This window comes from Actinomycetospora succinea (assembly GCF_004363095.1).
Classification (GTDB): Bacteria; Actinomycetota; Actinomycetes; order Mycobacteriales; family Pseudonocardiaceae; genus Actinomycetospora; species Actinomycetospora succinea.
This window is the reverse complement of sequence record NZ_SNYO01000002.1, coordinates 79621-92451: the sequence shown is the minus strand read 5'-3', so window position 1 is coordinate 92451 and position 12831 is coordinate 79621. Positions and strand designations below refer to the sequence as shown.

10 protein-coding genes are annotated in these 12831 nt (G+C 73.5%); 3 read left to right on the top strand and 7 right to left on the bottom strand.

Annotated elements, in window-relative coordinates:
- The first annotated feature begins 17 nt into the window (after positions 1–17).
- On the top strand, positions 18–671 hold the full coding sequence (locus tag EV188_RS06770; protein ID WP_133825512.1) for a TetR/AcrR family transcriptional regulator: 654 nt from the start codon (positions 18–20) through the stop codon (positions 669–671).
- On the opposite strand, the gene EV188_RS06765 is transcribed toward EV188_RS06770, so the two are convergent.
- Positions 664–1854, bottom strand: coding sequence for an alpha/beta hydrolase (locus EV188_RS06765; RefSeq protein WP_166659755.1), 1191 nt, complete (start codon positions 1852–1854; stop codon positions 664–666). The genes EV188_RS06770 and EV188_RS06765 overlap by 8 nt on opposite strands.
- A gap of 88 nt (positions 1855–1942) precedes the next feature.
- On the opposite strand from EV188_RS06765, the gene EV188_RS06760 reads away from it, so the two are divergent.
- Positions 1943–3703 carry a pyruvate dehydrogenase gene (locus EV188_RS06760; protein ID WP_133825510.1) on the top strand — a complete coding sequence of 587 codons (1761 nt, stop codon included), beginning with the start codon at positions 1943–1945 and terminating at the stop codon, positions 3701–3703.
- Between the two features lie 155 nt (positions 3704–3858).
- On the opposite strand, the gene EV188_RS06755 is transcribed toward EV188_RS06760, so the two are convergent.
- The 3 genes from EV188_RS06755 to EV188_RS06745 all read right to left on the bottom strand — a co-directional run bounded on the left by EV188_RS06755 (position 3859) and on the right by EV188_RS06745 (position 7537).
- Positions 3859–4464, bottom strand: coding sequence for a TetR/AcrR family transcriptional regulator (locus EV188_RS06755; protein ID WP_166659754.1), 606 nt, complete (start codon positions 4462–4464; stop codon positions 3859–3861).
- Between the two features lie 11 nt (positions 4465–4475).
- Complete coding sequence (locus tag EV188_RS06750) at positions 4476–5744, bottom strand: cytochrome P450 (protein ID WP_243741528.1); 1269 nt, start codon at positions 5742–5744, stop codon at positions 4476–4478.
- Positions 5745–6001: 257 nt separating this feature from the next.
- The gene (locus tag EV188_RS06745; protein WP_166659753.1) at positions 6002–7537 is read right to left on the bottom strand and encodes an adenylate/guanylate cyclase domain-containing protein; all 1536 of its coding nucleotides are present in this window, start codon (positions 7535–7537) and stop codon (positions 6002–6004) included.
- Between the two features lie 361 nt (positions 7538–7898).
- Here EV188_RS06745 and katG point away from each other — a divergent pair, with 361 nt between their 5' ends.
- Positions 7899–10091, top strand: coding sequence for a catalase/peroxidase HPI (gene katG, locus EV188_RS06740; protein ID WP_133826266.1), 2193 nt, complete (start codon positions 7899–7901; stop codon positions 10089–10091).
- 63 nt (positions 10092–10154) lie between these two features.
- Here katG and EV188_RS06735 read toward each other — a convergent pair whose 3' ends face one another.
- The 3 genes from EV188_RS06735 to EV188_RS06725 form a co-directional block, all read right to left on the bottom strand.
- On the bottom strand, positions 10155–11579 hold the full coding sequence (locus EV188_RS06735) for a carotenoid oxygenase family protein (RefSeq protein ID WP_133825508.1): 1425 nt from the start codon (positions 11577–11579) through the stop codon (positions 10155–10157).
- 11 nt (positions 11580–11590) lie between these two features.
- Positions 11591–12217, bottom strand: a complete 627-nt coding sequence (locus EV188_RS06730) for a DUF3159 domain-containing protein (protein ID WP_208114052.1) — start codon at positions 12215–12217, stop codon at positions 11591–11593.
- Between the two features lie 135 nt (positions 12218–12352).
- Positions 12353–12763 (bottom strand): hypothetical protein, encoded by a 411-nt coding sequence (locus tag EV188_RS06725; RefSeq protein WP_133825507.1) that lies wholly within the window; start codon positions 12761–12763, stop codon positions 12353–12355.
- Positions 12764–12831: the final 68 nt, after the last annotated feature.

Genomic DNA, 12831 nt, shown 5'->3' with positions numbered 1-12831 from the left:
CGCTACCGTGGTCGGTCATGACGACGGTCGCCGAGACGCCCCGTGCCCCGCGCGGGCGCCGGCCGATGAGCGAGCGCCGGCGCGACCTGCAGCGGCTGGAGATCTCCCGCGAGGCCGTGCGGCTCTTCCGCGCCCAGGGCCTCGCGGCCACCAGCGGGGAGCAGATCGCCGAGGGCGTCGGGCTGTCGGTCCGCACGCTGTGGCGCTACTTCCGCAGCAAGGAGAGCTGCGTCGAGCCCCTGCTCTCGCAGTCGTCCGCCGCCTTCGTCGCGATGCTGCGCCGCTGGCCGCGCGACCGGTCGCTCGAGGAGCACCTGATCGCCGACGCCCGCCCGTCGTCGCCGACGTCGCCGGGTGACGACGAGGCCGCGCTCGCGGTGATCGCGATGTCCCGCGCCGAGCCCGCGTTCCGGGCGATCTGGCTGGTGGTCCACGAGCGCTCCGAGCCCGTGCTCGCCGAGGTCATCGCCGACCGCCTCGGGCGGGCGCCGGAGGAGCTCGCCGTGCGCGTCCAGGCCGCCACGCTCGCCGCGGCCCTGCGCATCACCACCGAGGACTACGCGGTGGCGCTCGCCGACGGGGTCGCGATCACGGGCGAGGACATGGTCGCGCGGCTCTCCGAGGCCGTCCGCGCGGCGACGCACGGCGTGATCGGGGAGGCGCTCACCTGACCTGCGCCGTCACCCAGGCCTCGAGCGTCGAGAACGCCGCCTGGTGGCCCAGCGAGCCGTCCGGTCCGGTGTCGAAGGCGTGGTCGGCGAACGGGATGTCGACCTGCTCGGCGTCCACCCCGGCGGCACGAGCGGCCTCGACGAAGCGGGTCGCGCCCTCGGGCGGCACGAGGTGGTCGCGGGCCGGCACGACCGCGAACGTCGGCGGCGCCTCCCGGGTCAGGGCGTCGACGCCCTCCAGGGCGCGGTAGCGGTCGGGCACCTGCTCGGGCGTGCCGCCGGTGTAGGCGACGGCGAAGCGCTGCGCCCCGATGCCGCGGCGGTAGGTGTCGTCGAGGTCGACGGCCGGATAGATCGTCGCGATCGCGCGGGGGACGGGCACCGGGACCGGCGACGCGCACGCCGAGGGCTGGGTGCCGGACGCCGCGCGGTACCCGACGGAGACGGCGAGCTGGCCGCCGGCGGAGTCGCCGCCCAGCACGATCCGGCGCGGGTCGCCGCCCTGCTCGGCCGCGTGCTCGGACACCCGCGCGAGCGCGCACGCGACCTGCGGGCCGGCGACGTCCCACGTCGGGCGGCCGGGCTCGGAGAGCGTGTACTCCACCGAGACCGCGAGGAAGCCCGCGTCGGCGAGACGGCGCATGTCGGCGGCGCGGTCGAGCTCCGAGCCGGCCGACCAGCCGCCGCCGTGCACCCACACGACGACGGGCGCGGGGCCGGCGGCGTCGCGGGGGCGCGTGATCGCCAGGTGCAGGTCCTGGCCCGCGGGGGTGGTCGTGTAGACGGTGCGCGCGTCGGGCGCCGAGCCCTCCGGGGGACCGGCGAGCGTCAGCGCGCGCCAGGGGTCGATGCTCCCGCCGGCGCCGAGCGTCGCGGTGACGACGGCACCGACGGCGCCGGCGAGCACGAGCGTCGCGACGGTGGCGGCGACGGCCACGGTGGTGGCGACCGCGCGTCGCGCGCGTCCCCGTCGCGTGAGCCACGCACCGACCGAGACGACGACGCCGAGGACCACCAGCAGCGGGCCCCACACCACGACGATGCGCTGCGAGGTCTCCGCGTCGAACAGCACCAGGTCGGGGACGAGCGCGGTGAGCGCGGCGGCGAGCAGGAACAGCGTCGCGACGCCCAGCACGACGAGGGCCGCGAGTCCTGTCGTCCGCGTCCGTTCCACCGCCACCACGTACCCAGGGTGCACTGCCGCTCCCGGGCACGTTCGGGTGCTCCATGACTCAGGTGCGTTCGGCGGGCGCAAGCGAGAAGATCACGCCATGGCTCGCACCGTCGCCGACCAGCTCATCGAGGTCCTGATCCAGGCCGGCGTCCGCCGGATCTACGGTCTGGTCGGGGACAGCCTGAACCCGATCGTCGACGCCGTCCGCCGCTCCGGTGGCGCGGCGCAGGGCGGGATCGACTGGGTCCACGTCCACAACGAGGAGGCCGGCGCGCTCGCCGCGGCCGCCGAGGCCCAGCTGACCGGCACGCTCGCGGTGTGCGCGGGCAGCTGCGGGCCCGGCAACACGCACCTGATCCAGGGCCTGTACGACGCGCACCGCTCCGGCGCGCCGGTGCTCGCGATCGCGTCGCACATCCCGTCGCTGCAGATCGGCACCACCTACTTCCAGGAGACCCACCCCGAGCGGCTCTTCGGGGAGTGCTCCTCCTGGTGCGAGCTGATCTCGCGGCCGGAGCAGATGCCGCGCCTGCAGCGGATCGCGATGCAGACCGCGCTCGCCGACCGCGGCGTCTCGGTGCTCGTGCTGCCCGGCGACATCACCGCCCTGCCCGCCGCGCACCCCACCGGCCAGGGTGACCTCGTCGCCCCCTCGTCGGTCGTGCAGCCCGCGCCCGACCGCATCGAGGCCCTCGCGGAGCGGATCAACCGCGCGCGGACGGTGACGCTGTTCGTCGGCGCCGGCGTGCGCGAGGCGCGCGACGAGGTGCTGGCGCTGGCCGAGCGGGTGGGGTCGCCGGTGGGGCACTCGCTGGGCGGCAAGGAGTGGATCCAGTACGACAACCCGTACGACGTCGGGATGAGCGGGCTGCTCGGCTACGGCGCCTGCTTCGAGGCGACCCACGAGGCCGAGCTGCTCGTGCTGCTCGGCACCGACTTCCCCTACGACGGGTTCCTGCCGCAGGCGCGCACCGTGCAGGTCGACCGCGACGCCCGGCACCTCGGTCGGCGCACCGTGCTCGACCTCGGCGTCGAGGGCGACGTCGGCGCGACCCTGCGCGCGCTGCTCCCGCTCGTCGAGGAGAAGACCGACCGCACCTTCCTCGACACGATGCTGCGCCACCACGCCGACGCGCTCGAGCACGTCGTCGACGCGTACACGCAGCGCGTCGAGGACCACCGGCCCGTGCACCCCGAGTACGTCGCGTCGGTGCTCGACGACGAGCTCGACGACGACGCCGTCGTCACCGTCGACACCGGGATGTGCAACGTGTGGGCCGCGCGCTACATCTCGCCGACGGGGCGCCGGCGCATCCTCGGCTCGTTCCGGCACGGGACGATGGCGAACGCGCTGCCGCACGCGATCGGGGCGGCGGTCTCGCAGCCGGGCCGGCAGGTCGTGTCGATGTCCGGCGACGGCGGGCTGACGATGCTGCTCGGCGAGCTGCTGACGGCCGTGGAGCAGGACCTCGACCTCACCGTCGTCGCGTTCAACAACGGCTCGCTGGGCATGATCCGGCTCGAGATGATGGTCGCCGGCTTCCCGTCGTTCCAGACCGACCACGGCCCCGCCGACCTCGGCGCGATCGCCCGGGCGGCCGGGCTGCACGCGGTCACCGTCGACGATCCGCGCGAGCTGCGCGGGGCGCTGCGCGAGGCGCTCGACCACCGCGGACCCGCGCTCGTCGACGTGCGCACCGACCCCAACGCGCTCTCGATCCCGCCGCACATCACCGCCGAACAGGTCCGCGGCTTCGCGCTCGCGGGCATGCGCACGGTGCTCGCCGGCGGCGTCGGGAAGATGGTCGACCTCGCCCGCTCGAACCTCCGCTCCGTGCCGCGCCACCCCCTGCGCTGACCCGGGGTCTGACGCACCCGACGTGCGAGCGATGCGGCTTCGCTGGCGTCTGACGCCAGGCTCGCCACATCCTCGCTCGCGCGACACGCCGAGGCTGGCGTGTTGTTGCAGCCTGGCGGCCACGCTGGCGTTGAACGTCAGGAAAGCCCCCACGATCACGGGCGATCGAGACCCGCGGCGAGGGTGGCGAAGGCCGTCGCGACTTCCGCGCGCAGGACCTCGAGCGGCGGCGGGTCGTCGCCGGTCGAGCGCTCCAGCCAGCGGTCGAGCGTGAGGCGCAGGGTGGCGAACGCGACCGTCGCGCACAACCGCGCATAGGCGTCGTCCGGCTCGGCCAGGCGCGAACCGATCGCCGCCGCCAGCGCCTTCTCCTGCGCCGCGAGCACCGACAGCTGCTGGGGGAGCAGCGACGGCGCCGCGCGCGCCAACCGCAGCACCGCGACGTGCTCGTGGCCGGCGACGTCGTCGCGGTCCATCACCTCGAGCACCGCCTCGCGCAGCGCGTGCAGCACCGACTCCTCCGGCGGGCGCGCCCGGAAGCGCGCCACGACGGCCTCGGCGCCGACCGCGGCCGTCGCGAGCAGCGCCTCCTCCTTGCCGGAGAAGTAGTTGAAGAAGGTGCGCCGGGCGATGTCGGCCTCGTCGGCGATGCGCTCCGCCGTGACGTTCTCGACGCCGTCGCGCAGCGCCAGACGCAGGGCGGCCTGGCGCAGCGCGGCGCGGGTCGCGAGCTTCTTGCGCTCCCGACGACCGGTCTCCACGACGGACATCATCATCCCCAGGCGACCGGCAGCGCGCGCACCCCGAAGATCAGCATGTCGTTGCGCAGCGGCACCTCCTCGGCCGGCACCGCGAGGCGCAGGTCGGGCATGCGGGCCACGAGCTCGGAGATGCCGACGCGCATCTCGGCGCGCGCGAGCTGCTGACCGAGGCACTGGTGGATGCCGTGCCCGAACGCCAGGTGCGGCGCGCGCTCGCGGTGGACGTCGAGGTGGTCGGGGTCGGCCCAGTGCCGCGGGTCGCGGTTGGTCTCCGGGGTCCCGACGACGACGGTCTCGCCGGCCGCCACCGTCACGCCGCCGAGCTCCACGTCCTCGGTCGCGACGCGGCTGACGCCGAGCTGGATGATCGAGCAGTAGCGCAGGAGCTCCTCGACCGTGCCGTCGATGAGCGACGGGTCGGCGCGCAGGGCGGCGAGCTGCTCGGGGCGCTCGAGCAGCGCGAACATCCCGAGCGCGAGGTTGTTCGCGGTCGTCTCGTGACCCGCACCGAGCAGCACCAGCGACATGTCGATCAGCTGGGCGTCGGTCAGCGGCGGGTCGGCGTCGTGCACGAGCCCGGAGAGCAGGTCGTCGGTGCGCTCGGCGCGCTTCGCGGCGACGAGACCCGCGATGAACGCGTAGAGCTCGCCGCCGGCGCGCGCCTTCTCCTCGTCCGACGAGCTCGAGCTCAGCGCCACCCCGGTGTTGCGCTGGAACGTCTCGCGGTCCGCGTAGTCGACGCCGAGCAGTTCGCAGATCATCAGCGACGGCAGCGGCAGCGCGTACGACGGCACGAGGTCGGCGGACGTCCCGGCGGCCCGCATCGCCTCGATGTGCTCGACGGCGATCTCGCGCAGCCGCGACTCGAGCGCGCGCATCCGGCGCACCGTGAACTGGCCGGTGAGCAGGCTGCGCAGGCGCGTGTGCTCCGGCGGGTCCATGAAGATGAACATGCCGTCCTGGCGCTCGGGGATGTCGACGGCCGGGGCGCCGGACGCCGCCTGCTCCGCGGTCATCTGCGTCGCGTCGGGGTGGCGGATGCGGTCGTTGGAGAACCGCGGGTCGGCGAGCACCGCGCGCGCCTCGTCGAAGCCCGTCACGAGCCACGCCCGCGCGCCGTTCGCCAGCGGCAGCGGCTGCACCGGATCGCCGTCGCGGCGCGCCACGAGCCCCGGCGCCGGGTCGAAGGGGCAGCGCGCGTCGCGCTCGAGGAGGTCGGCGGGCATCGCGCCGCGCAGGGCGGTCGGGGAGCTGGTGGTGGTGTCGCTGCTCGGGTCCACGCCTCGACCGTACGGACTCGATGCACGCCGTGCACGAATGCACACTGAGCATCAAGTGCGAGTGATCGTGGGGGAGTTTCTGACGTTCAACGTCTGTATCTCGCCTCCGGCGCGGCAGCTCCGCTGCGCTGCGTGCCGCGGGTGGCCGCCAGGCTGCAACACCCCGGACGACGCCCGCTTCGGCGTGTCGCGAAGGCGAGCATGTGGCGATCCTGGCGTCACACGCCAGCGATGCCGCATCGCTCGTACTCAGGACCTCAGCTCGGCGCGTGGACGTGCGTCACGCGGCTGCGGCCGCGCAGGCGGACGACGTCGACTTCGCACCAGCGCGCGGCTTCGGACTCGCCGGCGCGGGAGATCGCGGCGTCCGACGCCGCGATGCGGCCGGGCAGGCCCTTGGCGACGTCGCAGAGGCGCGCGGCCTCGTTCACCGGGTCGCCGATCACCGTGTACTCGTAGCGCCGCGCGTCGCCGATGTTGCCGGCGACGGCGGGGCCGGCGGACACCCCGATGCCGGCGCCCGGGTCTCGGCCCGCGAGTCGTTCGCCGAGCGCGCGGGCGGCCGCGAGGGCGGCGGCGGCGGGGTCGGCGTGGTCGTCCGGCGCCCCGAACACGGCGAGCGCGGCGTCGCCCTCGAACTTGTCGATCCAGCCGCGGTGGCTCTCGATCACGTCGACGACCTCGCCGAAGAACGCGTTGAGCACCGCGACGACCTCCTGCGGCGGGCGGTCGAACGCCATCTCGGTGGAGCCGATGATGTCGACGAAGACGACGGCGACCTCGCGCACCTCGCCGCCCAGCTCGATCTCGTCGGCGAGCGCGGCCTGGGCGACCTCCCGCCCGACGTGGCGTCCGAAGACCTCGCGGACGTGGTCGCGCTCGCGCAGTCCGGCGGCCATCTCGTTGAACCCGGCCTGCAGCATGCCGAGCTCGGTGGCGTCCGAGACCTCCACGCGCGCGTCGAGGTCGCCGTCCTGCACGCGCTTGAGGGCGTTGCGGACCGCGATCACGGGCGTCGTCATCGCCGTCGAGGTCAGCGCCGTGAGCAGGAAGCCGACGGCGAGCGCCACGACGGCGAGCACGAGCACGACCACGCCGAGGCGGGTGACCGTGTAGTAGTCGCGGAACAGCAGCGACGCCGCGGCGGCGAGCGCGATCCCGAGCACCGGCACCCCGGTCCCCAGCAGCCAGGCGCCGAGCGAGCGGGCCGCGACGCCGGGGATCACGCCGAGCCGGTTCGGCGGGTCCTCGGCGAGCACGCGCGCGACCTCGCCGCGCAGCGTCAGCTCGGAGAGGCGGTAGCCGACGGCGACCGTCGCGATGCCGCCGAGCGCGACCACGCACCCGACGGTGAGCGCGACGGTGAGCGAGAAGCGCGCGTTGATCGTCGCGAAGAGCAGGACGGCGAGCACCCACGGCACGGCCTGCACGACGGTGATCCGCATCGGCGCGCCGAGCACGGCCCGCCGGGCGAGGTGGCGGTGGCGCGCCCACGCGCCCTCGTCGTCCGACTCGGCGGGCAGCGGCGGGACGCGCACCCACCGGTAGCCCCAGACCAGGCCCACGAGCACCGCGGCGGCGAGGTAGAGGCCGAAGGTCCACAGGTTGCGGGCGAGCGCGCCCTCCGGGGCGGCCACCAGCGACTGGGTCGGCAGGACGTAGCCGGCGAGGCCCAGCACGATGGCGGCCCCGACCACGTTGGACACGACGACCTGCGCGCCGACCATCGCCTTCGTCGCCGGCCGGAAGTCGCGGTGGACGGTCCCGCGACCACCGGCCGTCGTCGACGTCATCCCCCGAGCCTAATCAAGCGGTACCGGCGGTACCGCCTGCACGTACGAACGAGGGCCGTCGCCGGCCGTGGTCGATCCCGCTCGCTGCTGCGCCGATCGTGTGAGGTGTGCCGCGGACCGCGTGCGCTCCGTCATACCCGGTGCTCATCGGCGCTGATCGACGACGCGCAGATGTTGCTCGCTCACCCCGGATTCTTGATCTGTTCCAGAAAAGGGGCGACACTGCGAGCCGTGTCACCGCCGGTCCGGACCCGGCCCCTCGCCGGGGATCGACAGGTCTGGGAGCCCGGCTCCACCGCAACGACAGCTCAGTGACCCGGAGGACCTCCTCGTGTCAGAACACGTGACCCGCGAGACCGAGATGAACACCCAGGACGCCGGTGGGTGCCCGGTCAACGGGGGCCGTCTCGCGCACCCGACCGAGGGTGGCGGCAACATCGACTGGTGGCCGAACCAGCTCAACCTGCGCGTCCTGCGCACGCACACCGCCGTCTCCAACCCGATGGACGACGACTTCGACTACGCCGCGGCGTTCAAGACCGTCGACCTCGACGCGCTCGCCGCTGACGTCGACCACGTCCTGACCACCTCGCAGGACTGGTGGCCCGCCGACTTCGGTCACTACGGCGGCTTCATGATCCGCCTCGCCTGGCACTCGGCCGGCACCTACCGCCTGGCCGACGGCCGCGGTGGCGCCGGCATGGGCCTGCAGCGCTTCGCCCCGCTGAACAGCTGGCCGGACAACGGCAACCTCGACAAGGCCCGCCGCCTGCTCTGGCCCGTCAAGCAGAAGTGGGGCAACAAGATCTCCTGGGCCGACCTCCTGATCCTCGCGGGCAACCGGGCCCTCGAGACGATGGGGTTCGAGACCTACGGCTTCGCGGGCGGGCGCCCCGACGTGTGGGAGCCCGACAACGAGACCTACTGGGGCCCCGAGAACTACTGGCTCGGCGGCGACCAGCGCTACACGGGTGACCGCAAGCTCGAGCAGCCGCTCGGCGCGTCGCAGATGGGCCTGATCTACGTCAACCCCGAGGGCCCGGACGGCAACCCGGACCCGCTGGCCGCGGCCCGCGACATCCGCGAGACGTTCGGCCGGATGGCGATGAACGACGAGGAGACCGTCGCCCTCATCGCCGGTGGCCACACCTTCGGCAAGACGCACGGTGCGGCCGACCCCGACCAGTACGTCGGCCCGGAGCCCGAGGGCGCCTCCATCGAGGAGCAGGGCCTCGGCTGGCACCAGAAGTTCGGCAAGGGCAAGGGCCGCGACACCATCACCTCCGGCCTCGAGGTCACCTGGACCTCCACGCCGGCGCAGTGGAGCAACGGCTACTTCGACAACCTCTTCGGCTACGAGTGGGAGCTCCACAAGTCGCCGGCGGGCGCGTGGCAGTACCGCCCGGTGAACAACGGCGGCGCCAACACCGTCCCCGACCCGGAGACCGGTGAGCTCACCCGCCAGCCCACGATGCTGGTCACCGACCTCTCCCTGCGCGTCGACCCGGTCTACGAGCAGATCTCGCGGCGGTTCCACCAGAACCCGGACGAGTTCGCCGACGCGTTCGCCCGCGCCTGGTACAAGCTCACCCACCGCGACATGGGCCCGATCCAGCGCTACCTCGGCCCCTGGGTGCCGCAGGAGACGCTGATCTGGCAGGACCCGGTGCCCGCGCACGAGGGCCCGCTCGTCAGCTCGTCGGAGATCGCCGACCTGAAGCAGCAGATCCTCGGCGCCGGCGTCGGCATCTCCGCGCTGGTCAAGGCGGCCTGGGCGTCGGCGTCGACGTTCCGCATCGGCGACAAGCGCGGCGGCGCCAACGGTGCCCGCGTGCGTCTCGACCCGCAGATCGACTGGGAGGTCAACGACCCCCAGGAGCTGCGCCGGACGCTGTCCGCGCTCGAGGGCGTGCAGTCGTCGTTCAACGCCTCGGGCACCAAGGTGTCGCTGGCCGACCTCATCGTCCTCGGCGGCGTCGCCGCGGTGGAGAAGGCGGCCAAGGACGCGGGCCACGACGTCACCGTGCCGTTCACCCCGGGCCGCACGGACGCCTCGCTCGAGTGGACGGACGTCGACTCGTTCACCCACCTCGAGCCGAAGGCCGACGGCTTCCGCAACTACCTCGGCAAGGGGCTCCCGCTGCCCGCCGAGTACCTGCTGGTCGACCGCGCGAACCTGCTCAACCTGTCGGCGCCGGAGATGACCGTGCTCGTCGGCGGTCTGCGCGTGCTCGGCGCCAACACCGCGGGCTCGACCCACGGTGTGCTCACCGACCGCGTCGGGCAGCTGACGAACGACTTCTTCGTCAACCTGCTCGACGGGAACACGCAGTGGGCGGGCGTGGCCGAGGAGGAGGGCCTCTACGAGGCCCGCGGCACCGACGGCGAGGTCCGCTGGACCGGCACCCGCAACGACCTCGTGTTCGGCTCGAACTCCGAGCTGCGCGCGATCGCCGAGGTCTACGCCTCGTCCGACGGCGCCGAGAAGTTCGTCCGCGACTTCGCGAAGGCGTTCGACAAGGTCATGCAGCTCGACCGCTACGACCTGAACTGATCTCCACCTGACAGCAGAACGCCCCGGTCGCACCATGCGACCGGGGCGTTCTGCTGTCCGGGGCTACTCCTCCGTCGGCAGCCACGCGCCGTGCAGGCCCAGCGGGACGCGCACCGGGATGCGCACCCGCGCGACCGGCCCGGCCGCCGGGTCGGCGGCGGCGAACACGACGAACCAGCTCGACCGGTCGGTGCGGTCGGTCGCGAACGTGACCCACCAGCCGTGCGACGAGTCGGTGTCACCCGGGCGCGGCACGAAGCACGGCTCGCCGACCGAGAGGTCGCCGGCCTCCCACGTCTCGGTGCGCCCCGTCGCGGGGTCGAGCCAGAGCACCGCGTCGAACTCGCCGTTCGCGAGCTCGGCGCGCCCGGTCTTGGTGCCGAGCGCGACGACGCCGTGCTCGTGCCCGATGCGCCGGTCGTCGACGCGCGGGAACTCCATGCCGTGCGGGTCGGTGAGGAACCGGCGGGTGATCGTCCCGCCCACCGGGTCGATCTCTGCCCGCGCGATGCCGCCGACGATCGGGCCGCCGCGGGACAGCCCGCCCGGCCGGGACCACTCGACGAAGTCGAGGACGACGCCGCCGTCGTCCGCGTCGTAGGCGTTGGCGCTGTGCCAGCTCCAGAACGCCTCGGTGTGCGCCCACCGCACCGGGCTGCCGTCGCGCGGGATCAGCGCGATCCGCGTGCCGTCCTCGGGGCGCCACGCGAGCAGCGAGCCGCCGCGCATCGCCGCGGCCATGTCGAAGTACATCGGCCCGAGCACGAGCACCACGAAGCGCTCGGTGAGCGCCATGTCGTGGATCATCACCGGCTGGTCGACACCGGTCACCGCCGTCGGCGCGCGCCGCGTCCCGCCGTCGGGGCCGAGCACCGCCCACGTCAGGTACGGCGCCTCGAGGCCGTAGCAGAACACGACCATCTCGCCGGTGCGCGGATCGACCTTCGGGTGGGCGCACAGGCCCGCGGGCAGCGACCCGCCGAAGGTCTCCTTCCCGACCGTCGCGAGCTCCGGGGTCAACGCGTAGGGCGGCGACGACTCCGCGAGCGCGAGCAGCTTCCCGCCGTGGCGCACGACGTTGATGTCGGGCAGGTCGCGCATCGTCCCGGCGAGCGACGGCCCCACGACGTCGGCGCCCGGCGAGTAGCCGCTCATGATCCCGCCCCACAGCGCGCGGCCCGCGGTGATCTCCGCGTCGAGCATCGGCGTGTGGACGAAGCGGTTGGAGTACCGGGCCTTCCCGCCCGACACCCACAGCCCGTGCACCATCCCGTCGCCCTCGAGGGGATAGATGTACGAGCCGAGCGGGGTGAAGCGCGGGTTCGGGCCGTTGCGGAGGTACATGCCGTCCATCTCGGGCGGCAGCTCGCCGGTGACCTCGAGGTCGCCGGCGTCGATCTCGTCGATCACCGGCTCGAACACCCCGGACAGGTGCGGGTCGTTCGCGGCGTCGACGGGCGGGGGTGCGCTGGGCGCGGTGGTGGTCACGGTGTGCTCCCTCAGGCCGGCTGGGCCGGGTTGCGGGGCGCCTCGTGAGCCTCGTGGGCACCGTGGGCGCGGTGCTCCTTCAGCTGGCTCCGGACGTGCTCGGGGTACCAGCCGGTGATCTTGACAGCGACCACGATGGCGACGATCGGGATCACCCAGTTGAAGAGGTCCGCGCTCGCCCCGAAGTAGCCGACCGCCACGTCGCACAGCGCGTTGAGCACGAAGACGCCGCCCCAGAGGCCGGTGAGCACGCGGTTGACCTTCTTGAAGGTCGGCGAGCTCCAGACCTCCTTCGGCGCCTGCTTCTTCGCGTAGAACTCGGTGAACGGGCGGCCGACGGCCAGCGAGCCGAGCGCGACCACGGCGATGACGACGCTGGAGATCAGCTGGGCGCGGTCCTCGATGGGCTGCAGCGCCGCGCGGTCGAGCACGAGCGAGAGCACCACGAGCACCGCGAAGAACAGGAGCGCGGCCGCGTCGAGGATGCTGATCGACCGGTAGTTCCGCCAGTCCGGGACCGCCAGCACGAGCGAGCACACGAGGGCGGCCAGCGCCGCCCACATCCACGTGCTCGGCCCCGCGACGACCGAGAAGACGATCCAGGGCACGAACCCCAGGAAGATGGCGGCCTTCTGCACGACGTTGCCTCCTGCCGACGATGATGACTCTCCGTCATCATGAGAGGAGGCGCGGCGGGAGACAAGAGATCTGTCACCCGGAAGACGTTGCGCCAGGTAACGATCGCCGGTTGGCAGTACTCCGGACGAGTGACGTCAGGGAGTGGGGCCGACCGTCCGGAGGGTGGCGATCGCGGCCCGCAGGGGCACGCCGCCGACCGTGCGCGGCATCGGCACGGGGCCCGCGCCGGCACCGACCACGACCAGGCCGTCCACCGCGGGGTGCTGCGCGTAGCGGGCGAGCCGGGAGGTCAGGACCTCGTCCGGTGAGCTCGACGCCACGACCGCCGGCACGATCCCGATCGACGCCTCGACGCGGGGGAACGGCTCGGCGACGAGCAGTGGTAGGCGGTCGCCGCCGCCGAGCGCGTAGTCCCGGACCGTGACGAACCCGGCGCCCGCGAGCAGGAGGGCGATCACGCCGATCACCGAGCCGGGGTCGAGGTGGGGGAAGACGGCGCCCTCGATGAGCTGCACCACGCGCTGGGCCAGCAGGTCGGCGTGCACGATCCCCTCCCTCCCCGCATCGGGTGTCGTCGCATCATGATTCCTGGTGAGGGCGCTCGGGGCGAGAC

What these genes read in the sequence shown, in the direction of transcription:
- EV188_RS06770 (WP_133825512.1), top strand. Translation starts at nt 18, where the DNA reads ATGACGACGGTCGCCGAGACGCCCCGTGCCCCGCGCGGGCGCCGGCCG.
- EV188_RS06760 (WP_133825510.1), top strand. Translation starts at nt 1,943, where the DNA reads ATGGCTCGCACCGTCGCCGACCAGCTCATCGAGGTCCTGATCCAGGCC.
- EV188_RS06745 (WP_166659753.1), bottom strand. Translation starts at nt 7,537, where the DNA reads ATGACGTCGACGACGGCCGGTGGTCGCGGGACCGTCCACCGCGACTTC.
- katG (WP_133826266.1), top strand. Translation starts at nt 7,899, where the DNA reads ATGAACACCCAGGACGCCGGTGGGTGCCCGGTCAACGGGGGCCGTCTC.